The organism is Pseudomonas sp. WC1 (genome assembly GCF_050586565.1).
Taxonomy (GTDB): domain Bacteria; phylum Pseudomonadota; class Gammaproteobacteria; order Pseudomonadales; family Pseudomonadaceae; genus Aquipseudomonas.
The window spans coordinates 1-23596 of the sequence record NZ_JBOBDQ010000032.1; the positions used below are offsets into that span (position 1 = coordinate 1).

Annotated in this window: 21 protein-coding genes; 5 read left to right on the plus strand and 16 right to left on the minus strand. The window is 64.0% G+C overall.

Annotated elements, in window-relative coordinates; genetic code table 11:
- Positions 1-16 precede the first annotated feature (16 nt).
- From zapE to ACQ4OD_RS15515, 3 genes are all read right to left on the minus strand, one after another.
- The gene (zapE, locus tag ACQ4OD_RS15505; RefSeq protein ID WP_110700473.1) at positions 17-1111 is read right to left on the minus strand and encodes a cell division protein ZapE; all 1095 of its coding nucleotides are present in this window, start codon (positions 1109-1111) and stop codon (positions 17-19) included.
- 85 nt (positions 1112-1196) lie between these two features.
- Complete coding sequence (locus tag ACQ4OD_RS15510) at positions 1197-2546, minus strand: tryptophan--tRNA ligase (RefSeq protein ID WP_198754371.1); 1350 nt, start codon at positions 2544-2546, stop codon at positions 1197-1199.
- A 26-nt stretch (positions 2547-2572) separates the two neighbouring features.
- On the minus strand, positions 2573-3208 hold the full coding sequence (locus tag ACQ4OD_RS15515) for an alpha/beta hydrolase (RefSeq protein ID WP_198754370.1): 636 nt from the start codon (positions 3206-3208) through the stop codon (positions 2573-2575).
- A gap of 135 nt (positions 3209-3343) precedes the next feature.
- On the opposite strand from ACQ4OD_RS15515, the gene ACQ4OD_RS15520 reads away from it, so the two are divergent.
- Entirely contained in the window at positions 3344-3781 is a 438-nt protein-coding gene (locus tag ACQ4OD_RS15520) for a YhcB family protein (protein WP_102685203.1), read from the plus strand.
- A 107-nt stretch (positions 3782-3888) separates the two neighbouring features.
- Here ACQ4OD_RS15520 and mdeB read toward each other — a convergent pair whose 3' ends face one another.
- Entirely contained in the window at positions 3889-6570 is a 2682-nt protein-coding gene (gene mdeB / locus ACQ4OD_RS15525) for an alpha-ketoglutarate dehydrogenase (protein WP_430944558.1), read from the minus strand.
- A 33-nt stretch (positions 6571-6603) separates the two neighbouring features.
- A complete protein-coding gene (locus ACQ4OD_RS15530) occupies positions 6604-7800 on the minus strand; it encodes a methionine gamma-lyase (RefSeq protein WP_430944546.1) in 1197 nt (398 codons plus the stop codon).
- 127 nt (positions 7801-7927) lie between these two features.
- Between ACQ4OD_RS15530 and ACQ4OD_RS15535 the strand changes: the two genes are divergently transcribed.
- Positions 7928-8407, plus strand: coding sequence for an Lrp/AsnC family transcriptional regulator (locus ACQ4OD_RS15535; protein ID WP_430944547.1), 480 nt, complete (start codon positions 7928-7930; stop codon positions 8405-8407).
- Positions 8408-8584: 177 nt separating this feature from the next.
- On the opposite strand, the gene cysN is transcribed toward ACQ4OD_RS15535, so the two are convergent.
- From cysN to ACQ4OD_RS15550, 3 genes are all read right to left on the minus strand, one after another.
- Positions 8585-10486, minus strand: coding sequence for a sulfate adenylyltransferase subunit CysN (gene cysN / locus ACQ4OD_RS15540; RefSeq protein WP_430944548.1), 1902 nt, complete (start codon positions 10484-10486; stop codon positions 8585-8587).
- A 15-nt stretch (positions 10487-10501) separates the two neighbouring features.
- Positions 10502-11419, minus strand: coding sequence for a sulfate adenylyltransferase subunit CysD (cysD, locus tag ACQ4OD_RS15545; protein ID WP_011535568.1), 918 nt, complete (start codon positions 11417-11419; stop codon positions 10502-10504).
- Positions 11420-11589: 170 nt separating this feature from the next.
- Entirely contained in the window at positions 11590-12348 is a 759-nt protein-coding gene (locus ACQ4OD_RS15550; RefSeq protein WP_139668769.1) for a Nif3-like dinuclear metal center hexameric protein, read from the minus strand.
- Between the two features lie 205 nt (positions 12349-12553).
- Between ACQ4OD_RS15550 and algW the strand changes: the two genes are divergently transcribed.
- Positions 12554-13714: a Do family serine endopeptidase AlgW gene (gene algW, locus ACQ4OD_RS15555; protein WP_102685198.1), complete on the plus strand. Its 1161-nt coding sequence runs from the start codon at positions 12554-12556 to the stop codon at positions 13712-13714.
- Between the two features lie 227 nt (positions 13715-13941).
- Here algW and ACQ4OD_RS15560 read toward each other — a convergent pair whose 3' ends face one another.
- The 4 genes from ACQ4OD_RS15560 to ACQ4OD_RS15575 all read right to left on the minus strand — a co-directional run bounded on the left by ACQ4OD_RS15560 (position 13942) and on the right by ACQ4OD_RS15575 (position 18099).
- Positions 13942-14706, minus strand: a complete 765-nt coding sequence (locus tag ACQ4OD_RS15560; RefSeq protein WP_023629378.1) for an amino acid ABC transporter ATP-binding protein — start codon at positions 14704-14706, stop codon at positions 13942-13944.
- A 10-nt stretch (positions 14707-14716) separates the two neighbouring features.
- Positions 14717-15814, minus strand: a complete 1098-nt coding sequence (locus tag ACQ4OD_RS15565) for an amino acid ABC transporter permease (protein ID WP_198754367.1) — start codon at positions 15812-15814, stop codon at positions 14717-14719.
- A gap of 10 nt (positions 15815-15824) precedes the next feature.
- Positions 15825-17003: an amino acid ABC transporter permease gene (locus tag ACQ4OD_RS15570; protein ID WP_139668765.1), complete on the minus strand. Its 1179-nt coding sequence runs from the start codon at positions 17001-17003 to the stop codon at positions 15825-15827.
- 67 nt (positions 17004-17070) lie between these two features.
- The gene (locus tag ACQ4OD_RS15575; RefSeq protein WP_198754366.1) at positions 17071-18099 is read right to left on the minus strand and encodes an amino acid ABC transporter substrate-binding protein; all 1029 of its coding nucleotides are present in this window, start codon (positions 18097-18099) and stop codon (positions 17071-17073) included.
- Positions 18100-18434: 335 nt separating this feature from the next.
- On the opposite strand from ACQ4OD_RS15575, the gene ACQ4OD_RS15580 reads away from it, so the two are divergent.
- Both ACQ4OD_RS15580 and rhlB read left to right on the plus strand, forming a co-directional pair.
- Entirely contained in the window at positions 18435-19091 is a 657-nt protein-coding gene (locus tag ACQ4OD_RS15580; protein ID WP_110700510.1) for an alpha/beta hydrolase, read from the plus strand.
- A 92-nt stretch (positions 19092-19183) separates the two neighbouring features.
- Positions 19184-20650, plus strand: a complete 1467-nt coding sequence (rhlB, locus tag ACQ4OD_RS15585; RefSeq protein WP_430944549.1) for an ATP-dependent RNA helicase RhlB — start codon at positions 19184-19186, stop codon at positions 20648-20650.
- 124 nt (positions 20651-20774) lie between these two features.
- Here rhlB and moaE read toward each other — a convergent pair whose 3' ends face one another.
- From moaE to ACQ4OD_RS15605, 4 genes are all read right to left on the minus strand, one after another.
- Complete coding sequence (gene moaE / locus ACQ4OD_RS15590) at positions 20775-21221, minus strand: molybdopterin synthase catalytic subunit MoaE (RefSeq protein ID WP_139668757.1); 447 nt, start codon at positions 21219-21221, stop codon at positions 20775-20777.
- A gap of 2 nt (positions 21222-21223) precedes the next feature.
- The gene (gene moaD, locus ACQ4OD_RS15595) at positions 21224-21469 is read right to left on the minus strand and encodes a molybdopterin converting factor subunit 1 (RefSeq protein WP_023629385.1); all 246 of its coding nucleotides are present in this window, start codon (positions 21467-21469) and stop codon (positions 21224-21226) included.
- Positions 21469-21939, minus strand: coding sequence for a cyclic pyranopterin monophosphate synthase MoaC (moaC, locus tag ACQ4OD_RS15600; RefSeq protein ID WP_046857035.1), 471 nt, complete (start codon positions 21937-21939; stop codon positions 21469-21471). Before moaC ends, moaD begins: the two co-directional genes overlap by 1 nt.
- A 123-nt stretch (positions 21940-22062) precedes the next feature.
- Positions 22063-23457 carry a PhoH family protein gene (locus ACQ4OD_RS15605; RefSeq protein WP_102685458.1) on the minus strand — a complete coding sequence of 465 codons (1395 nt, stop codon included), beginning with the start codon at positions 23455-23457 and terminating at the stop codon, positions 22063-22065.
- Between the last annotated feature and the right edge of the window lie 139 nt (positions 23458-23596).

Genomic DNA, 23596 nt, shown 5'->3' on the forward strand with positions numbered 1-23596 from the left:
CCCGTTTCATCAGCCCTTAAGGCTTGTGCGCCCGCGACAGGAACTCGTGGGACTGCATCTCCAGCAGACGGCTGAGCGTACGCTGGAACTCGAAACTCAGGCGCCCGCCGGTATACAGGTCCTTGAGCTCTACCTCGGCCGAGATGATCAGCTTCACGTTGCGGTCGTAGAACTCGTCGACCATGTTGATGAAGCGCCGGGCGATGTCATCGGTGGTCACACCCATCTGCTCGACATTGCTCAGCAGCACGGCATGGAAGATCTTGCCCAGTTCGATGTAGTCGTTCTGGCTGCGCGGCCCGTCGCACAGGGCACGGAAATCGAACCAGGCGACGTCGTCGCAGGTGCGCAAGGCATGGATCTCGCGGTTCTCGATCATCAGCACGTCGTTCTCGACGGCCTGGGTGCACTCAGGGGTCAACGCCTTGAAGCTGGCGCGCAGGCTTTCATGCGCCGCAGCGTCGAGCGGGAAGTGGAACAGCTCGGCCTGTTCCAGGTGACGCAGGCGATAGTCCACGCCGCTGTCGACGTTCACCACATCGGTGTACTGCTTGATCATGGCGATCGCCGGCAGGAAGCGCGCGCGCTGCAGGCCGTCCTTGTACAGGCCGTCCGGGACGATGTTGGAAGTGGCCACCAGCGACACGCCGTTCTTGAACAGCTCTTCCATCAGGGTGCCGAGGATCATGGCATCGGTGATATCGGAGACGAAGAACTCGTCGAAGCAGATCACCTTGGCTTCATCGCTGAAGCGCTTGGCGATGATGGTCAGCGGGTTCTTCTCGCCCTTGAGGGTCTTCATCTCCTCGTGGACGCGCTTCATGAAGCGGTGGAAGTGCGTGCGCATCTTCTGCTTGAACGGCAGCGCTTCATAGAAGGTGTCGACCAGGTAGGTCTTGCCCCGGCCCACGCCGCCCCAGAAGTACAGGCCCTTGACCGGCGTCTGCTCCTTCTTGCCGAACAGCTTGCCGAACACGCCCGGCTTGTTGTTCTGCGCGTGTACCAGGTCGTCGTACAGGCGCTGCAGGTGACGCACCGCAGTTTCCTGCGCCGCGTCATGGAAGAAGTCGGGGCGTTTCAGATCGGCTTGGTATCGTTCTAGGGGCGTCATGATTTCGTTAGCGAGGCAACAAAAAACGGGCCGTCACTGTAGCGACCGGCCCGCTTAATGGCAATCAGACTTGCGTCAAAGTGACTCAGTCCGCCTGTGGCGCCAGGGCCTCGCGCAGGCTGGTGATGGCCGCGTCACGGGCCTCGGCGGCCTCGAACTGCGGCCCGTCGGCAACTTGCTCACCGTTCAGCCAGAGCGAGAAGCCCAGGCCCTCGACACGCACGTCGGCCTCGCCGCCCTGCTGCAGCTGCTTGCTCACCGCCCCCGCGCTCTTGCCATCGGCGAAGCTGCGCGACAGCAGCAATTGCTCGCCATCGGCGGCCAGCAGGCGGAAGCGGAAGCTGCCATCCTCGTCACGGAAGCTGACGAAGCGGGCGCTTTTGGCGGCCTTCTTCTTCACCTCGGTGCTGGCCTGCACGGTGGTGCGGAACGAACGCAGGCCAACAGCCTCGCGCAGTTGCTCGAGGAACGGCGTGGCGATCTTGCGGGCCTTGGCGGCACCGGCCAGGAGGATGTCCTCGAGGTCCGACGGGCGCGAGATCAGCTGGTGATAGTGCTCGCGCTTTTCGGCCAACTGACCATCGAGCAGCTGGAACAGGCGCTGCTTGGCATCGCCCCAGCCCAGGCCCTGCAGCAGCTCTTCGCGGAACTCGGCGCACTGCCCCGGCGTTGAGAAGGCCTGGAACAGGGTGAACAGGTGCGAATTGTCCGGATCCTTGGCTTCGCCGGGGGCCTTGGAGTCGGTGACGATGCGCGAGATCGCATCCTTCATGTCCTTGGCGCTGGTGAACAGCGGGATGGTGTTGTCGTAGCTCTTGGACATCTTGCGACCGTCCAGGCCCGGGAGCGTGGCCACGCTCTCCTCGATCACCGCCTCGGGCAGGGCGAAGAAGTCCTTGCCCTGGCCGAACAGGTGGTTGAAGCGCTGGCCGATGTCGCGGGCCATTTCCACGTGCTGGATCTGGTCGCGACCGACCGGCACCTTGTTGGCATTGAACATCAGGATATCGGCGGCCATCAGCACCGGGTAGCTGAACAGGCCCATGGTCACGCCGGCGTCCGGGTCTTCGCCGGCCTCGACGTTCTTGTCCACCGACGCCTTGTAGGCGTGGGCACGGTTGAGCAGGCCCTTGGCGGCGACGCAGGTCAGCAACCAGGTCAGCTCCGGGATCTCGGGGATGTCCGACTGGCGATAGAAGGTCACCTTGGCCGGGTCCAGGCCACCGGCCAGCCAGGTGGCGGCGATCTCCAGGCGCGAACGCTGGATGCGCTGCGGATCGTCGCACTTGATCAGGGCATGGTAGTCGGCCAGGAAGTAGAACGAGTCGGCACCGGGCTGCTGGCTGGCGAGGATGGCCGGGCGGATGGCGCCGGCGTAGTTGCCCAGGTGCGGGGTGCCGGTGGTGGTGATACCGGTGAGGATGCGCGTGGTCATGGGGGTTCGCTTATTTCAGGCTTGGCTCAGTTCGAAAGGCGCGGCAGCAGCAGATCCTTCAGATCGGTCAGCTTGCCATGGAAAAAGTGTCCGCATTCTGCCACTTTCAGCAGCTCGTGGGGGCGCGACAGGGCGGCGGACCAATCGTAGACCAGTTGCGGATCGACCACCTCGTCGGTGTCCGGCTGCACGACGGTCAGCGCAACGCGCTTGGGCAGCGGAAACTGCGCGTTCAGACGCATCACCGCCGGGGCGATCATGAACAGCTGTTGCAGCTCGACACCCGCCGCCTCCAGGCGACCGGCCAGGCTGGCGGCAACGAAGCCGCCGAAGGAGAAGCCCATCAGCACCAAGGGCAGCTCAGGATGCTGCTGGCGCAGCCAGGCTGCGGCAGCCTCGGCATCCGCCACCTCGCCAGCGCCCATGTCGTGGCTGCCGGCGCTCTGGCCAACGCCGCGGTAGTTGAAGCGCAGGGTGACGTAACCGGCATCACGGGCGGTACGCTGCAGGGTCGAGACCACCTTGTTGAGCATGGTGCCGCCCTGGACCGGGTTGGGGTGGCAGATCAGCACCGCGCCACGGGCATCGGCCACGTCCAGGTACAACGCCTCAAGCTGGCCGATCGGGCCATCGATGAACAAGGGGGTTTCGCGGATAAGCAAGGTACTACTCCGTGACCTCGTGAAGGGTCGACTCGTCTAGCAAAGGAATTCTGTTCTGATTTGCGATCGCTCGCGGTATACAGCGCAGGTCTGAGCCGTTAACGTAAAGCAAAGCCGTTTATAGAGGAAGGACTCGTGGAACACTCGCTCCTTGTTTGGTTGCTGCCGACCCTGGCCCTGGTTGTCGGTGTCGTCGTCGGTTTCGCGCTGGCCCGCCTGCTGCCCAACGCGGCACCGAGCAATACCCAACGCCAGCTGGATGACATCCAGCAGCGCTTCGACAATTACCAGAACGAAGTGGTGACCCACTTCAACAGCACTGCATCGCTGGTCAAGAAACTGACCCAGAGCTACCAGGACGTGCAGGATCACCTGGCCGAGGGCGCCAACCGCCTGGCCCTGGACGAGCTGACCCGCCAACGCCTGCTGGCCGCGCTGCACTCCGAAGCCGCGCAAGGCCCGCGTGATCGCCTGACGCCGCCGAAGGATACCGCCGAAGTACCACGCGACTACGCACCGAAGTCGCCGAACTCGCCGGGCATGCTCGATGAGAGCTACGGGCTCAAGCGCTGAATCGATGACATGAAAAAGGCCTCGCAAGAGGCCTTTTTTGTGGGAAGTCGCAAACGGGATCTGCGTGGGAGCGGGCTTGCCCCGCGATTAAGCCGGCCCAGACCTCGTCAGCGATACCAGGCCGCCCCCTCCTCGCCGATGCCATAAAGCGCCCGCGCCTGCCCCAGCACATCCGACGGCATCACGCCCTGACATACCAGCCCGTACAACGCTGCCAGCACTACGGCATACCGGTCCACCTCGAAAAACCGTCGCAACTGCTGGCGGGTATCGCTGCGCCCGAAACCATCGGTGCCCAGGGTGGTATAGGGCGCCTGCACATACTCGGCGATCAACTGCGGCCAGGCACGCACATAGTCGCTGGCCGCGATCACCGGGGCGTCGCCGGACAGGCAACGACGCACATGGCAATCCACCTGCTCCCCGGCTATTGCCAGGCGTTGCGCATCCCTGGCCCCACGCGCCAGTTCGCTGAAGCTGGTGACGCTGAACACCTCGCTGTCGACCTGCCAGTCATTGGCCAGCAACTCACCGGCAGCGATCACCTCGCGCAGGATGGTGCCCGAACCCAACAAGCGCACCTGGCCACGGGGAGCGGCCGAGGAATGCCGGGCAAACCGGTACATGCCCCGCAGTACATCGTCGTGCATGTCTTCGGGCAACGACGGTTGCGGGTAGTTTTCATTCATCACCGCCACATAGTGGAACTCGTCCTGCTGCTCCACAAGCATGCGTCGCGCGGCATGGTCGAGGATCACCGCCAGCTCGCCGGCAAAGCATGGGTCCCAGGCCCGGCAGTTGGGCACCGTCGCGGCCATGACCAGGCTCGATCCGTCCTGGTGCTGAAGCCCCTCGCCACCCAGCGTGGTGCGCCCCGCGGTAGCACCCAGCAACAGGCCTCGGGCGCGCTGGTCGGCGGCGGCCCAGATCAGGTCGCCGACCCGCTGGAAGCCGAACATCGAGTAATAGATGTACACCGGCAGCATCGGCTCGCCATGCACCGCGTAGGCGGTGGCTGCCGCGACCCATGAGGAGATCGCCCCGGCCTCGGTGATGCCCTCCTCCAGCAGTTGGCCATCCCGCGCCTCCTTGTAGACCAGCAGCGAGCCCGCGTCCTCCGGTTCGTAGCGTTGCCCGTGGGGCGAATAGATGCCGATCTGGCGGAACAGGCTGGCCATGCCGAAGGTGCGCGCCTCGTCGGCGACGATCGGCACCACCCGCGGCCCCAACCCAGGCGCCTTCAGCCAGTTGCCCAGCAAGCGCACGGCGGCCATGGTGGTGGACATCTCCTTGCCCTCGGCGTGCAGGGCGAAACCGCCGAACGCCTCCAGTTCCGGCACGGGCAAGGTGGCGCAGTCGTTGCGGCGCAGCGGCAACGGCCCACCCAGTGCCTGGCGGCGCTGGCGCAGATAGACCATCTCTGGACTGTCCTCGGCCGGGCGATAGAAACGCAGTTGCTCCACCGCCTCATCCGACAACGGCAAATGGAAACGATCGCGGAAGGCCAGCAGCGCCTGCACATCGAGTTTCTTGGCCTGGTGCGCGGTCATCCGCGACTCGCCGGCACTGCTCATGCCATAGCCTTTCTTGGTCTTGGCCAGGATCACCGTCGGCCGGCCCTTGCACGCCCTGGCGGCGGCATAGGCGGCATGCAGCTTGCGAAAATCATGACCACCGCGCTTGAGGGCGTTGATCTCTTCGGCGCTCATATGCGCCACCAGGCGCTGCAAAGCCGGGTTCTGCTTGAAGAAGTGTTCGAGGTTGTAGCTGCCGTCCTTGGCACCGAGGGTCTGGAACTGCCCGTCGGGTGTCGCCGCCAACTGACGCAGCAGCGCATGTTCATGATCGCGGGCGAACAGTGCGTCCCACTCCGAGCCCCACAGCACCTTGATCACGCTCCAGCCGGCGCCGCTGAACAACGCTTCGAGTTCCTGGATGATCTGGCCATTGCCGCGTACCGGGCCGTCCAGGCGCTGCAGGTTGCAGTTGACGATGAAGGTCAGGTTGTCCAGGCCTTCACGGGCAGCCAGGGTCAGGCCGGCAGTCGACTCCGGCTCGTCCATCTCGCCATCGCCGAACACACCCCAGACATGCCGGCCAGAGGTGTCGAGCAACCCGCGATGTTGCAGGTAACGCATGAAGCGCGCCTGATAGATCGCACTGAGCGGGCCAATGCCCATCGAACCGGTGGGGAACTGCCAGAAGTGCGGCATCAGCCAAGGGTGCGGATAGGAGCACAACCCGTTGCCGGCGACCTCCTGGCGGTAGTTGGCCAGCTGTTCCTCGCTCAGGCGCCCTTCAAGAAATGCGCGGGCATAGACACCCGGCGCCGAGTGCGGCTGGAAGAACACCAGGTCGCCGCTGCGTTGCACGCCACCGCCCTCGCCGCGAAAGAAATACTGGAAGCCGACCTCGAAGATTTCCGCCGCCGAGGCGTAGCTGGCGATATGCCCGCCCAGCTCGCCATAGGCATGATTGGCCCGTACCACCATGGCCAGGGCGTTCCAGCGCAGGATGCCGGTAATACGCTCGTCCAGCTCGAGATCGCCGGGATAAGCACCCTGCTGTTCCACCGGCACGGTGTTGCGGTAGGCCGAGAAGGCCTGGGCCTCGCGCTCCAGGCCCAGCTCGAGGGCATGGGCCTGCAGGCGCTGCAGCAGGTAGCGGGCCCGCGTCGGGCCGCAGTGGGCCAGGGTCGAGGCCAGCGCCTCGCACCACTCGGCGGTTTCCGCTGGGTCGCTGTCCAGGGCGGCATCAAGGGCCGTCAACGGCTCGTTCGGGTTCATCATCGCTACCATCGCGCAGGCCTCGTCCGTGGCGGTTCAGGCACAGGCCTTCAGGGCCTGGGCAATGTCGGCAAGCAGGTCATCGATGTCTTCCAGCCCCACCGACAAGCGCACCAGCCCTTCCGAGATGCCATGCTCGGCACGCTGCTGTTGGGTATAGCTGGAATGGGTCATGCTCGCTGGGTGCTGGGCCAACGACTCGGCATCGCCCAGGCTCACCGCGCGGCTGAACAGCTGCAGGGCGTTCATGAAACGGCGCCCGGCTTCGATCCCGCCCTTCAGCTCGAAGGCAATCATCCCGCCCGGCAGGCGCATCTGCCGCTGGGCCAGCGCGTACTGCGGGAAGGATGGCAAGCCTGGGTAATGCAGCAACTCGACCTGCGGCTGCTGCGCCAGGAACTCGGCCACCTGCTGGGCATTGGCGCAGTGACGGTCCATGCGCAGGGCCAGGGTCTTGATGCCGCGCATCAACAGCGAGGCGTCGTGGGGCGAGAGCACGGCGCCAGTCATGTCCTTGAGCCCCTCCAGGCGGATGCGGTCGATCAGCGCCTTGCGCCCCACCACCAGGCCGGCGGTGATGTCGCCATGCCCGGACAGGTACTTGGTGGCCGAATGCACCACCAGGTCGACGCCCAGTTCCAGCGGGCGCTGCAGGTAGGGTGTGCAGTAGGTGTTGTCGACCACGATGCTCAGGTCATGGCCCTGTGCAGCCTCGACCACCGCGGCGATATCCACCAGCTGCATGTTGGGGTTGGCCGGCGACTCGAAGTAGATCATCCGCGTCTTGGCGGTGATCGCGGCCTTGAGTGCCGGGATATCGTTGAGGTCGACATGGCGGATCTTCACGCCAAACTCGCCGATGCCGTGGTGCAAGTAGGCGAAGGTGCAGCCATACAGGGTGCTGCCGACGATCAGCTCGTCACCCGGGCGTAGCAGGGTCCATAGCGTGGCGGTGATGGCGCCCATCCCGGAGGCCAGCGCCAGCCCGGCCTCGCCGCCTTCGAGCGACGCCATGCGTTGCTCCAGCAGGGCCAGCGTCGGGTTGGAAATACGGCTGTAGAAGTGCCCCGGCTCTTCGCCGGCGAAGCAGGCGGCACCGTACTCGACAGTCGGGAAAGCGTAGGTGGCGGTCTGGTAGACCGGCGGCACCAGGGCGCCGCCGTGGGACAGCGGGTCATAGCCATGGTGGATGGCCCGCGTGGAGAAACCGGTGTTGTTGTTGGAGTCGCGCATGGCAACAGTCTCTTGTGGTTTGTTATAAGCTTATGCCACCAAGCTGCCGCGCTTTTTCCAAACTTGCCCACGCAATCGGGCATGTTTTGAAAGAAAAACAACAAAAATTGAAGATGGAGGGCAAGATATGCCTTCAGCGCTCGACCGTACCGACCGCGCCCTGCTCGCTGCCCTGCAGGACAACGCCCGCCTGACCGTTTCCGAACTCGCCGACCAGGTCGCCCTGACCACCTCGCCCTGCTGGCGGCGGGTCAAGTTGCTCGAGGACAACGGCTACATCACCGGCTACCAGGCCATGCTTTCGCCCAAGTCGCTGGGCTTCGGGGTGACCGCGTTCGTCAGCATCATGATGGACTCGCACACCAAGGAAATGGCCCTGGCGTTCGAGAAACGGCTGATGGAGATCCCCGAGATCGTCGCCTGCCACAATATCTCCGGACGCTATGATTTTTTGCTGGAGATCCTGGCGCGGGACCTGGAATCGTTTGGCGAATTCACCCGCGAGGTGCTGCAGCGGTTGCCGGGGGTGAAGGAGATCTATTCGAGCTTTTCGTACAAGGCGGTGAAAGAGCGACGGGTGATTCCCGTTTCCGAAACGCATATCTAGGGCCGCCCTGCGGCCCATCGCCGCGGTTCGTCGCCACGACAAGCCGGCTCCCACACCGACCGCGCTGACCTGAAACCCTGCGCCATCCTGTGGGAGCTGGCTTGCCAGCGATGGGCTGCAAAGCAGCCCTAAATGAAAAACCCCGCCGAAGCGGGGTTTTTCACATCAGGCCATCAATCAGATCGCCCCACGCTGACGCAGCACATCCAGCACCAGCTTCACGCCTTCATCGACGCTGACCGACTGGGTGTCGATCACCAGATCCGCATCCAGCGGCACATCGAACGGGAAGCTCTCGCCCGGGATGTTGTCGCCACCGGCGGCATACAGGCCCTGCGGGTCACGCTCGCGACACACCAGCGGCGAAGCCTGGACGTACACGGTCACCAGGCGCTCCTTGCCGATCAGCGCCCTCGCCTGCTCGCGGCCTTCGGCGTCCGGCGCGACGAACGCGGCCAGTGTCAGCAGACCGGCTTCGTTGAACTGGCGCGCCACATGGGCGGCGCGGCGCCAGTTCTCGGTGCGCCCGGCGCGGTCCTGCGGCAGGCCCTTGTTCAGGTCGTGACGCAGGTTCTGGCCGTCGAGCACGTAGACTGCACGGCCCATGTCGAACAGCTTGCGCTCCACGGCGTAGGCCAGGGTGCTCTTGCCGGCGCCCGACAGGCCGCTGAACAGTACGGTGGCCGGTTGCTGGCCGAAACGCAGGGCGCGCTCTTCGGTGGACACATGAGCCAACTTGCCGTGTTGGCCAGTGCCACCGTGCGGCAGAACCGGCGGGGCAATGATCATGCCGGCACCGACGGTGCCGTTGGTCAGGCGGTCAATGACGATGAATGCGCCGGTGATGCGGTTGCTCTCGTAACCGTCCAGGGCGATGGCGCTGTCCAGGGCGACCTTGACCCGGCCGATCTCGTTGAGTTGCAGCGCGCTGGCCGCGCCCTGCTCCAGGGTGTTCACATCGACCTTGTGGGTGATGCTGGCGATCGAACCCGGCACATAGCTGGTGGCGCGCTTGATATCGTACTTCTTGCCCGGGAGCATTGGCTCCTCGGCCATCCACACCAGCATGGCGTCGAACTGGTCGGCCACCGTTGGAACATTGTCGGCATGCACCAGCAAGTCGCCACGGGAGATGTCGATCTCGTCTTCCATGGTAAGGGTCACCGCCTGGCCAGGCCCGGCGTTCTCCAGTTCACCTTCATAGGTGACGATGGACTTGACCCGGCTGCTCTTGCCCGACGGCAGCACGACGATCTCATCGCCCTTGTGCACCACGCCACCGGCGATGGTGCCGGCAAAACCGCGGAAGTTGAGGTTCGGGCGGTTGACGTACTGCACCGGGAAACGCAGGTCGGTGACATTGCGGTCGGCGGCGATCTCGACCGTCTCGAGGATCTCCATCAACGCCGGGCCCGTGTACCACGGCGAACGCTCGCTGCGGTTGACCACGTTGTCGCCCTTGAGCGCCGACATTGGCACGAAGTGCAGGCTGCTCGGCTTGAGGTCGATGCCCTCGGCGAACTTCAGGTAGTCGGCCTTGATCGACTCGAAGACCTGCTCATCGAAGCCCTTGAGGTCCATCTTGTTGACCGCGATGACGATGTGCTTGATGCCCAGCAGCGATGCGATGTAGCTGTGCCGGCGGGTCTGGGTCTGCACGCCGTAGCGGGCGTCGACCAGAATGATCGCCAGGTCGCAGGTCGAGGCACCGGTGGCCATGTTGCGGGTGTACTGCTCGTGCCCCGGGGTGTCGGCGATGATGAACTTGCGCTTGGCGGTGGAGAAGTAGCGGTAGGCGACATCGATGGTGATGCCCTGCTCGCGCTCGGCCTGCAGGCCGTCGACCAGCAGTGCCAGGTCGACTTCCTCGCCGGTGGTGCCGGACTTCTTCGAGTCACGGGTGATGGCCTCGAGGTGGTCCTCGTAGATCATCTTCGAATCGTGCAGCAGGCGCCCGATCAGGGTGCTCTTGCCGTCGTCCACGTTGCCGCAGGTGAGGAAGCGCAACAGCTCTTTGCGCTCGTGCTGGGCCAGGTAGGCGAGGATGTCCTCGCTGATCAGATCAGATTGGTGCGACATGCTGGAACCCTGAAATTAGAAGTAGCCTTGGCGTTTTTTGTCTTCCATGGAGCCGGCGCCATCGTGGTCGATGACACGGCCCTGGCGTTCGGACGTCCGGGTCAGGAGCATTTCCTGGATGATGTCCGTCAGGGTCTCGGCTTCGGACTCGACCGCCCCCGTCAGCGGGTAGCAGCCCAGGGTACGGAAACGCACTTTCTTCTTGACGATGCGCGCCTTCTCCTCGTCGCTCAGGTGCTCGAGGATGCGCTCGTCGTCGATCATGATCAGGGTGCCGTTCTTCTCGATTACTTCACGCTCGGCGGCGAAGTACAGCGGCACGATCGGGATGCCTTCGAGGTAGATGTACTGCCAGATGTCCAGCTCGGTCCAGTTCGACAGCGGGAACACGCGGATCGACTCGCCCTTGTTGACCTTGCCGTTGTAGATGTTCCACAGCTCCGGGCGCTGGTTCTTCGGGTCCCAGCGGTGCTTGCTGTCACGGAACGAGTAGACGCGCTCCTTGGCGCGGGACTTCTCTTCGTCGCGGCGCGCGCCACCGAAGGCGGCATCGAAGCCATGCTTGTCCAGCGCCTGCTTCAGGCCCTGGGTCTTCATGATGTCGGTATGCTTGGAGCTGCCATGGGTGAACGGGTTGATGCCCTGCGCCACACCCTCGGGGTTGACGTGGGTGATCAGCTCCAGGCCCATCTCTTCGACCATCTTGTCGCGGAAACGGTACATCTCCTGGAACTTCCACTGGGTGTCGACGTGCATCACCGGGAACGGCAGCTTGCCCGGGAAGAACGCCTTGCGCGCCAGGTGCAGCATGACCGCGGAATCCTTGCCGATCGAATACAGCATCACCGGGTTGTCGAACTCGGCGGCCACCTCGCGGATGATGTGGATGCTCTCCGCCTCCAGCTGTTTCAAGTGCGTCAGATTGTCGACCATGGCTACTCACGAAAAACGATCTTATGGACGGCCTGCGGGCCGTGTTCGAGCGAGCCACTTTATCACAGCACCTGATTCTATTTAGGCGGGTGGCTAGATCGAAAAGGTCTAATGATATGACTGGGGGTTTGGGCAAAAAAGCATCGCGGGGCAAGCCCGCGATGAGGCCGTCAGATCGGATTCGGGCAATCGATGAACAGGTGCTCCAGGGCAAAGCGACGCGCCAGGTAATCGCCCAGCGCCTGCACGCCATAGCGCTCTGTTGCGTGGTGACCGGCGGCGATGAAGCTGATGCCGTTCTCGCGGGCACTGTGGAAGGTCTGCTCCGACGCCTCGCCACTGAGGAACAGGTCGACTCCGGCGGCGATGGCGGTGTCGATGTAGCCCTGCCCGCCCCCGGTGCACCAGCCGACCCGGCGGATCGTCTGCTCACCCTCGATGAGCAGCGGCTCACGCCCCAGTGCCTCCTGCACGCGGCGGGCGAAATCCCGCGCCGATACCGGCTCGGCCAGCGAACCGACCAGGCCGACCACCTTGGGATTGTCGGGGTCCAACGGGCCTTCGACGGTGATGTCCAGCTGGCGCGCCAGCTGCACGTTGTTGCCCACCTCCGGGTGCACGTCCAGCGGCAGGTGGAAGGCCAGCAGGCTGATGTCGTGCTTGAGCAGGGTCTTCAAGCGTCGCTGCTTGATACCAGTGATGCAGGGGTTTTCGCCCTTCCAGAAATAGCCATGGTGCACCAGCACCAGGTCGGCCTCGGCCTCGACCGCGGCGTCCAGCAGCGCCTGGCTGGCGGTCACGCCGCTGACGATGCGGCTGACCTGGGGACGGCCTTCGACCTGCAGGCCGTTGGGGCAGTAATCCTGGATCCTGGCGCTGGCCAGGTAGCGCTCGGCTTCCTCGACCAGGATATTGAGGGCGACGGCCATGAAAAATCTCCTCGAATTCGGCATTGCGACGGGCGTCAGGCCCTATAATGGCCGCCATTATGGGCCGTCGCCGGCGTGGGGGAAACCGCCGGCAGGCGCTCGGGGTGTCCGGCCATCGCCGTTCGGTATCTTCAGGTGTATGATCGCGCCCGCTCGCGCCCCGGGCCCATAGACACGGCCCCCGTCCCACTCCCAGGATCGATTCATGCTCAAGGCTCTGCGTTACTTCGGCTGGCCCCTGCTCACCGGTGTGCTGATCGCCATGCTGGTCATCCAGCGCTTCCCCGAATGGGTCGGCCTGCCCAGCCAGGACGTCAACCTGCAACAAGCCCCACAAACCACCAAGCTCATGCAGGGGCCGGTCTCCTATGCCGATGCCGTGACCCTGGCCGCGCCCGCAGTGGTCAATCTCTATACCACCAAGGTGGTGAACAAGAGCGCGCACCCGCTGTTCGAGGACCCGCAGTTCCGCCGCTTCTTCGGCGACAACCTGCCCAAGCAGCGGCGTTGGGAGTCGAGCCTCGGCTCGGCGGTAATCATGAGCCCGGAAGGCTACCTGCTGACCAACAACCACGTCACCAGCGGCGCCGACCAGATCGTCGTGGCCCTCAAGGATGGCCGCGAGACCCTCGCCCGGGTGATCGGCAGCGACCCGGAAACCGACCTGGCAGTACTGAAGATCGACCTCAAGAGCCTGCCGGCGATCACCATCGGCCGCTCCGACAGCATCCATATCGGTGACGTGACCCTGGCCATCGGCAACCCCTTTGGTGTCGGTCAGACCGTGACCATGGGCATCATCAGCGCCACCGGCCGCAACCAGCTGGGCCTCAACAACTACGAAGACTTCATCCAGACCGACGCGGCGATCAACCCGGGCAACTCCGGCGGTGCGCTGGTGGATGCCAACGGCAACCTGGTGGGCATCAATACCGCGATCTTCTCCAAGTCCGGTGGTTCGCAAGGTATCGGCTTCGCCATCCCGGTCAAGCTGGCATTGGAGGTGATGAAGTCGATTATCGAGCATGGCCAGGTGATCCGTGGCTGGCTGGGCATCGAAGTACAGCCGCTGAGCCAGGAACTGGCCGAATCGTTTGGCATGCAGGGGCGCCCGGGAATCGTGGTCGCCGGTATTTTCCGCGACGGGCCGGCGGCACGTGCGGGGCTGCAACTGGGCGATGTGATCATGAGTATCAACGGCGAGCCCGCCGGTGACGGGCGCAAGTCGATGAACCAGGTGGCGCGGATCAAGCCGACCGACAAGATCAGCATCGAAGTGATGCGCAATGGTCAGCAGATCAAGCTGATCGCCGAGGTGGGCCTGCGGCCGCCACCAGCGCCGGTGGCCGCCAAGGAAGAGAAGTAAGGCTACAGGTGTGGGGCCGCTCAGCGGCCCCTTTACCGCGTCACGTCGCCACGACAAGCCGGCTCCCAAAGTTGCTATAGGCCTGATTGATGTGGGAGCAACTGCCCTGTGTCGTTTCAGCTCCCACAGGGACGGCGCTTGAATTGAGGGCCGCGCGGTCAGAGTGGGAGCCGGCTTGTCGTGGCGACGAACCGCGGCGAAAGGGCCGCGAAGCGGCCCCGGGTACATCAATGCAGGATCTGGCTCAGGAACAGCCTGGTTCGATCACTGCGCGGCCGGTCGAAGAAGTCGTCCGGCGCCGCCTGCTCGACGATCTCCCCCTTGTCCATGAAGATCACCCGGTTCGCCACAGTGCGGGCAAAGCCCATCTCGTGGGTCACGCAGAGCATGGTCATGCCATCCTCGGCCAGGCTGACCATGGTGTCGAGCACCTCCTTGACCATCTCCGGGTCCAGCGCCGAAGTCGGTTCGTCGAACAGCATGATCTTCGGCTTCATGCACAGCGCCCGGGCAATCGCCACCCGCTGCTGCTGACCGCCGGACAACTGCCCGGGGTACTTGTGCGCCTGCTCCGGAATGCGCACGCGCTCGAGGAAGTGCATGGCGATTTCCTCTGCTTTGCGCCGCGGCAGCTTGCGCACCCACATAGGCGCCAGGGTGCAGTTCTCGAGGATGGTCAGGTGCGGGAACAGGTTGAAGTGCTGGAACACCATGCCCACCTCGCGGCGGATCGCCTCGATCTGCTTGAGGTCGTTGGTCAGCTCGACGCCGTCGACGACAATACGCCCCTGCTGGTGCTCTTCCAGCCGGTTAAGGCAGCGGATGGTGGTCGACTTGCCCGAGCCCGACGGCCCGCACAGCACGATACGCTCGCCCTGGCGCACGTTCAGGTTGATGTCCTTGAGCACATGGAACTGGCCGTACCACTTGTTCACGCCCTGCATCTGGATGATGCCTTCGGGGCCGGCAGGCTGCTTGATCGCTTCACTCATTTCGAAACTCCTAACGCTTGTGGCCAGTGTCCAGCTTGCGCTCCAGATGCATGGAGTAGCGGGACATACCGAAACAGAAAATCCAGAACACCAGGGCGGCGAACACATAGCCCTCGGTCGCCATGCCCAGCCAGGCCGGGTCGGCTGCGGCCTGCTTGACGCTGTTGAGCAGGTCGAACAGGCCGATGATGATCACCAGGCTGGTGTCCTTGAACAGGGCAATGAAGGTGTTGACGATGCCAGGGATCACCAGCTTGAGCGCCTGGGGCAGGATCACCAGGCCCATCGCCCGCCAGTAGCCCAGGCCCATGGCCGCGGCGGCTTCGTACTGGCCCTTGGGGATGGCCTGCAGGCCGCCGCGCACCACCTCGGCGATGTACGCCGACTGGAACAGGATCACGCCGATCATCGCCCGCAGCAGCTTGTCGAAGCTCATGCCTTCGGGCAGGAACAGCGGCAGCATCACCGAGGACATGAACAGTACGGTGATCAGTGGCACGCCGCGCCAGAACTCGATGAAGGTCACGCAGACCACCTTCACCGCCGGCATGTTCGAGCGCCGCCCCAGCGCCAGCAGGATGCCCAGTGGCAACGCGCCGACAATGCCGACCGTGGCGATCACCAGGGTCAACATCAGGCCGCCCCATTGGCTGGTGGGCACGGTGTCCAGCCCTAGCGCGCCACCGTGCAGCAGGAAGTAGGCCAGGATCGGGTACACCACCAGGAAGCCCAGGCCATACACAGCCTTGCGCGGGAAGCGCTTGATGAACAACGGGGCCGCGCCGAGCACGGCGAGCCACACGGTCAGGTCGACGCGCCAGCGCAGTTCCGTCGGGTAATAGCCGTACATGAACTGGCCGAAGCGCTGCTGGATGAACACCCAGCAGGCGCCCTCCTTGGTGCAGTCGGCGCGGGTGGTGCCAACCCAGTTGGCGTCGATGAACGCCCACTGCACCAGCGGCGGCACGATCAGCCACACCAGGTACAGCGCGAACAGCGTCAGCAATGTGTTGAGCCAGCTGGAGAACAGGTTGGCCCGCATCCAGGCGAGCACGCCAACGGTCTTCACCGGTGGCGGCATGTCGGGTTTGAAAACATGGGCTGTCACGGAAGGACCCTCACCGTTCGATCAGCGCAATGCGCTTGTTGTACCAGTTCATCAACAGCGAAATGCTGATGCTGATGGCGAGATAGACGCTCATGGTGATGGCGATCACCTCGATGGCCTGGCCGGTCTGGTTGAGCACGGTACCGGCGAACAGCGAGACCATCTCCGGGTAGCCGATGCCGGCAGCCAGCGACGAGTTCTTCGCCAGGTTCAGGTACTGGCTGGTCAGCGGCGGGATGATCACCCGCAACGCCTGGGGGATGATCACCTTCCGCAGCGTCGGGCCTTCGCGCAGGCCCAGCGAACGGGCCGCCTCGGTCTGACCGTGGCTGACCGAACGGATACCCGAGCGCACGATCTCGGCGATGAACGCTGCGGTGTAGATGGTCAGCGCCAGGGTCAGCGCCAGCAGCTCGGGGATCAGCACCCAACCGCCGACGAAGTTGAAGCCCTTGAGCTGCGGCACTTCCCAGTGCACCGGGCTGCCGAACAGCAACGCGCACACACCGGGGATGCCGATCAGCAGCAGCAGGCCCACCCAGAACTTGTGGAACGGCTGGCCGGTTTCATCGAAGCGCTTGTTGGCCAGGCGCACCATCAACACGATGGCGACGATCGCCAGCACCAGCGCGATCATGAACGGCCAGAAGCCCTCGGCCATGGCGGCGCCAGGCATGTTCAGGCCACGGTTGCTGATGAAGAAGGTGCCGTCGATATTGATGCTGCCCCGCGGCCCCGGCAGGGTCAGGAACACGGCGAAGTACCAGAACAGGATCTGCAACAGCGGTGGGATGTTGCGGAAGGTCTCCACGTACACCGTCGCCAGCTTGCTGATCATCCAGTTCGGCGACAGCCGCGCCACGCCGATGATGAAGCCCAGCAAGGTAGCCAGGATGATGCCGATGAAGGTCACCAGCAGGGTGTTGAGCAGGCCGATGACGAACACCCGGGCGTAGCTGTCCGATTCCACGTAGGGGATCAGGTGCTGGGCGATGCCGAAGCCGGCACTGCGCTCGAGGAAGTCGAAGCCCGAGGTGATGCCCCGGTGCTGCAGGTTGGTCTGGGTGTTATGGAACAGGTACCAGCCCAGGCCCACCACGAAGACCACGGTGAGGATCTGGAACAGCCACGCGCGCACACGTGGATCACTAAGGGAAAACCCTTTCCGTGCGCCGATTTGATTTTGCATGAAGTGCCCCGAAAAGAAGGGATTCGAACGACCCGCGGCGGCAGGATGCCGCCGCGGGGTGCAGCCATCAGCGCACAGGTGGCGCGTACTGGATGCCGCCGTTGTTCCACAGGGCATTCATGCCACGGTCGATCTTCAGGTCGGTGCTCTGGCCCAGGTTCTTCTCGAACACTTCGCCATAGTTGCCGACTTGCTTGACGATCTGCACTACCCAGTCCTTGGGCAGCTTGAGGTCCTTGCCGTACTCGCCATCGGCGCCCAGCAGGCGGGCGACGTCAGGGTTCTTGGTGGACTTGGCCTCGGCCTCGACGTTCTTCGAAGTGACCCCTGCTTCTTCCGCGTTGAGCATGGCGAACAGGGTCCACTTGACGATGCTGAACCATTCCTCGTCGCCCTTGCGCACGACCGGGCCCAGGGGCTCCTTGGAGATGGTTTCCGGCAGCACCACGTACTCGGTCGGCGCGGCCAGCTTGGAGCGCTGGGCGAACAGCTGCGACTTGTCCGAGGTCAGCACGTCGCAACGGCCGGACTCCAGCGACTTGGCGCTCTCGTCGGAGGTGTCGAAGGTGATCGGGGTGTACTTGAGGTTGTTGGCGCGGAAATAGTCGGAGACGTTCAGTTCGGTGGTGGTACCGGCCTGGATGCAGATGGTGGCGCCGTCGAGCTCCTTGGCGCTGGAGACACCGAGCTTCTTGTTGGCGAGGAAACCGACGCCGTCATAATAGGTGACGCCGGCGAACACCAGGCCCATGCCGGCATCACGCGAGCTGGTCCAGGTGGTGTTGCGCGACAGCACGTCGACTTCGCCGGACTGCAGCGCGGTGAAGCGCTCCTTGGCGTTGAGCTGGCTGAACTTGACCTTGGTCGCATCGCCGAACACGGCGGCAGCCACGGCGCGGCACACATCGGCGTCGATGCCGACGATCTTGCCCTGTGCGTCAGGCACGGAGAAGCCGGGAAGACCATCGCTCACGCCACACTGGATGAAGCCCTTCTTCTTCACCGCGTCGAGGGTGGCGCCGGCCTGGGCGAAGCTGGTGGCGCCCAGCGCGGCGGCGGCGGTCAGGACTGCCAGGGTGGTTTTCAACATCTTCATCAACAACCTCCAAATCGCTCTTGTTGTATGAGCCGGAATTGCACCGCACCCTTATGAGGCGCATCCGACCCCTTGTTGGCTTGTTTTTGGGTCAATTGGCGCAATGGGCTGTTCTATGACAGCCTTCGATCCACACGAGGGGTGTTACCGGGACCGGCCCACCTCTTCGCATGACAAGGACATAGCAAAGGGCGTACCACAGTCCACGGCTTAAGCGATAAAGCGGTAGTCAAGTAGGAAAAGTTGTAGAGTTGCGACATCTTTTTTTGGCATTAACCGCCAATGCCTTCTTTTTACGCACTACATCAGTACGCCAGCACTCTTTCGGAGCAGTCATGACCCAACCGCTGATTCTCGAACCGCAGAAAACCGCCGACGCCTGTGTGATCTGGTTGCACGGCCTGGGAGCCGACCGTTACGACTTCCTACCGGTAGCGGAATTCATGCAGGAACGCCTGCTCAGCACCCGCTTCATCATGCCCCAGGCGCCGACGCGCCCGGTAACCATCAACGGCGGCTACCAGATGCCCAGCTGGTACGACATCAAGGCCATGACCCCAGCGCGAGCAATCGACGAAGCGCAACTGGAAGAGTCGGCCGACCAGGTGATCGCCCTGATCAAGGCCGAACAGGCCAAGGGCATCAACTTGTCGCGCATCTTCCTCGCCGGGTTTTCCCAGGGTGGTGCGGTGGTGCTGCACACAGCCTATATAAAGTGGCAGGAAGCGTTGGGCGGGGTCATCGCCCTCTCCACCTACGCGCCGACCTTCAGCGACGCGCAGCAACTGAGTGCCTGCCAGCAGCGCACGCCGGCGTTGTGCCTGCACGGTGTGCACGACCCGGTGGTGATCCCCTCGATGGGCCGCACGGCGTTCGAGTACCTCAATACCTGGGGTGTGGCCGCCCAGTGGCATGAATACCCGATGGAGCACGAAGTGGTGGTCGAGGAACTGACGGACATCCACGACTGGCTGAGCCGCCAGTTGCAGTGATTCTGTAGCCCAGCCCGTATTGCACTACGCCGCGCCCGATTCTTGCTTTACACTGCCCGGCGTACATTCCTTAACCAGTTGACGAGACGACCGTGCTCAAGGCACTCAAGAAAATATTCGCCAAGGCAGACACCGCGCCACAGGCCGCCGAGCCCGTCGCCACGATCCCGCCCGCGCCAGCCGCGCAACCGGCTGCCGCCAAGGCCCCGACACGCCAGCACGCCAAGCCCAAGGCCACCGCAAAGACCGCTGCCGAGCCGCAGCCCGCAGACCAACCGCGTGCCGAGCAACCGCCCAAGGACAAGCCGCGTCGCGAACGCAAGCCCAAACCCCAGGCCAGCCTGTGGAAGCCCGAGGACTTTGTGGTCGAGCCGCAGGAAGGCAAGACGCGTTTCCACGATTTCAAGCTCTCCAATGAGCTGATGCATGCCATCCACGACCTCGGCTTCCCCTATTGCACGCCGATCCAGGCCCAGGTCCTGGGTTACACCCTGCGCGGCCAGGACGCTATCGGCCGGGCCCAGACTGGCACCGGCAAGACCGCCGCGTTCCTGATCTCGATCATCTCGCAGCTGCAGCAGACCCCACCGCCCAAGGAACGCTACATGGGCGAGCCGCGGGCGCTGATCATCGCCCCGACCCGCGAGCTGGTGGTGCAGATCGCCAAGGATGCCCAGGCACTGACCAAGTACACCGGCCTGAACGTGATGAGCTTTGTCGGCGGTATGGACTTCGACAAGCAGCTCAAGTCACTGGAAGCGCGCCATTGCGACATCCTGGTAGCCACCCCGGGCCGCCTGCTGGACTTCAACCAGCGCGGCGAGGTGCACCTGGACATGGTCGAGGTGATGGTGCTGGACGAGGCCGACCGCATGCTCGACATGGGCTTCATCCCCCAGGTCCGCCAGATCATCCGCCAGACTCCGCCCAAGAGCGAGCGCCAGACCCTGCTGTTCTCCGCCACTTTCACCGACGACGTGATGAACCTGGCCAAGCAGTGGACCACCAACCCGGCCATCGTCGAGATCGAGCCGGAGAACGTCGCCAGCGAGACCGTCGAACAGCACGTCTACGCCGTGGCCGGCAGCGACAAGTACAAGCTGCTGTACAACCTGGTTACGCAGAACAAGTGGGAACGGGTGATGGTTTTCGCCAACCGCAAGGACGAGGTGCGGCGCATCGAGGAAAAACTGGTGCGCGACGGCATCAACGCCGCCCAGCTCTCGGGCGACGTGCCGCAGCACAAGCGTATCCGCACCCTGGAAAGCTTCCGTGAAGGGCGCATCACCGTGCTGGTGGCCACCGACGTGGCCGGCCGAGGCATCCACATCGACGGCATCAGCCATGTGATCAATTTCACCCTGCCGGAAGACCCGGACGACTACGTGCACCGCATCGGCCGCACCGGTCGCGCCGGCACCAGCGGCGTGTCGATCAGCTTTGCCGGCGAGGACGATTCGTACCAGTTGCCGGCGATCGAAGAGTTGCTGGGGCGCAAGATCAAGTGCGAGATGCCGCCGGACGAGCTGTTGAAGCCCGTGCCGCGCAAGCATCACTGAATGGCAGGATCGGGGCCGCTACGCTGCCCTATCGCCGGCAAGCCGGCTCCCATAGAGATACGCGCTCCTGTGGGAGCCGGCTTGCCGGCGATCCGGGGCGCAGCCCCGGCCAGCGAATAGAGCATCACCAGCGCCCCGCCGCATCCTGGTCGCTCTGCTTGCCTTCCACCCAGCGCGGCCCTTCCTGGGTATTCTCCTTCTTCCAGAACGGCGCTCGGGTTTTCAGGTAATCCATGATGAAGTTGCAGGCATCGAACGCCGCCTGCCGATGCGCGCTGGCCACGCCGACAAAGACAATCGGCTCGCCCGGTTCCAGGGCGCCGATTCGGTGCAGTACCTCGACCTTGAGCAGCGGCCAGCGCCCTTCGGCCTCGACCACGATCTTGGCCAGGGCCTTCTCGGTCATGCCCGGATAGTGCTCGAGGAACATCCCCGCCACCTCCCGGCCATCGTTGAAGTCGCGCACATAGCCGACAAACCCGACCACAGCGCCCACGCCGACATTGGCGGCGTGCATGGCGTTGACTTCGGCGCCCGGGTCGAAGGCCGCCTCCTGAACGCGCACGGCCATGGTCAACCTCCGGTCACAGGTGGGAAGAACGCGATCTCGTCACCCTCTTCCAATGGCTCATCGAGCCGGCACAGCTCTTCGTTGCGGGCACACATCAGGTTCTGCTCGGCCAGCACCGCGTAGTGTCCACCCTTGCCCGCCAAGGCCTGGCGCACGTCGTCCAGCACCTTGAAGTCGCCTTCCAGGCGCTCGGCGTCGATGCCCAGCAACTCACGGTAACGGGCGAAATACATGACCTTGACCTTCATCACCCCTCCACCTTGTAGTGCCCGCTCTTGCCACCGGTCTTCTCCAGCAGGCGCACCTGCTCGATGACCATGCCTTTGTCCACTGCCTTGCACATGTCGTAGATCGTCAGCGCGGCAACGCTCGCGGCGGTGAGCGCCTCCATTTCGACGCCGGTCTGCCCGGCCAGCTTGCAGCGGGCGACAATGTGCACCACGTCCTCGCCCTCGGCGGCCAGCTCGACCTTGACGCCGGTGAGCATCAGCGGATGGCACAGCGGGATCAGGTCGCTGGTCTTCTTAGCCGCCTGGATGCCGGCGATGCGCGCCACGGCGAACACGTCGCCCTTGGGGTGTTGGCCATCGACGATCATGCGCAGGGTGTCCGGCAACATGCGCACCCGTGCCTCGGCAATCGCCTCGCGGGCGGTCACGGCCTTTTCAGTGACGTCGACCATGTTGGCGCGCCCCTGGGAATCAAGATGAGTCAGCACTGCTCTGCTCCTGGGAAGGGATGACAGAGTGTAAACCCGCCGGTCAGCTTTGAGCAGAGGGCAGAACAGCGCATCGCAGGACAAGCCCGCCCCAAAAGTGGGGACGGGCTTGCTGGCGACAGGTTACAGGTGCGACTCGGCGTACTCGGCCAGTACCGAGCGTGGCACGCCCTGCAGGGTGATATGAACGCCGTGGGGGAAGTCCTTGAAGCGCTCGGTGAGGTAGGTCAGCCCGGAACTGGTGGCCGACAGGTAAGGGGTGTCGATCTGCGCCAGGTTGCCCAGGCAGACCACCTTCGAGCCGGTCCCGGCACGGGTGATGATGGTCTTGATCTGGTGTGGCGTGAGGTTCTGGCACTCGTCGATGAGGATCAGGCTCTGCTGGAAGCTGCGCCCACGGATGTAGTTCAGCGACTTGAACTGCAGCGGCACCCGCTCGAGGATGTACTCGACACTGCCGTGGGTGCTCTCGTCATCCATGTGCAAGGCTTCGAGGTTGTCGGTGATCGCGCCCAGCCAAGGCTCCATCTTCTCCGCCTCGGTGCCCGGCAGGAAGCCGATCTCCTGGTCCAGCCCCTGCACGCTACGGGTGGCGATGATGCGCCGGTAGCGCTTGCTGACCATGGTCTGCTCGATGGCCGCGGCCAGCGCCAGGATGGTCTTGCCTGAGCCCGCCGCGCCGGTCAGGTTGACCAGGTGGATATCCGGGTCGAGCAAGGCGAACAGCGCCAGGCTCTGGTGGATGTCCCGTGGCTTGAGGCCCCAGGCTTCCTGGTGCAGCAGCGGTTCCTGGTGCAGGTCGAGCAGCAGCAGCTCGTCGTTGCGGATGCCCTTGATCCAGCCGACGAAGCCCTGTTCGTCGATGATGAACTCGTTGACGTGCACGGCGGGCAAGTTGTCCGTCAACTGCACCCGATGCCAGGTACGGCCACGCTCCTGACGCGTGTCGACCTTGCTCACGCGGTCCCAGAACGACCCTGTGACCGAGTGGTAGCCCTTGGACAGCAAGGACACATCGTCGACCAACTGGTCGGTGCTGTAGTCCTCGGCGGCGATCCCGCAGGCACGCGCCTTCAGGCGCATGTTGATGTCCTTGGTCACCAGCACCACGTCGAGGTCCTTGCGCTTGGCGCGCAGGTCCAGCAGCTGGTTGATGATGATGTTGTCGGCGAGGTTCTCGGGGAGCAGGCGGTTGGGCTCGTTGCGCGTGCTCATGAGGATGGACAGGAAGCCCTTGGGCCCGCTCTTGCCGCGCTGGATCGGCACGCCCTGCTCGACATCGCTGGGCGAGGCGTCGCCGAGGGTCTGGTCGATCAAGCGGATGGCCTGGCGACATTCGGCGGCGATGGTCTGTTTACCGGTCTTGAGCTTGTCGAGTTCCTCCAGCACCGTCATCGGTATGGCGACGTGGTGCTCCTCGAAGTTGAGCAGGGCGTTGGGGTCGTGAATCAGGACGTTGGTATCGAGCACATACAGGATTGGCTGGTTGGAGGAAGGGGTGCGTCCTTGGTCATCCATACTCGTTCACCTTATGTGAAAGCCACACGGCGCGAACGGCTGCGCCGCAGAGTGACTGCCGTTCTCCCCGTATCCGCGTCGTTACGGGCGGGAAGCTCACCTGGCAAGGAAGGCGTGGATGACGCCACCTGTGCTGCAG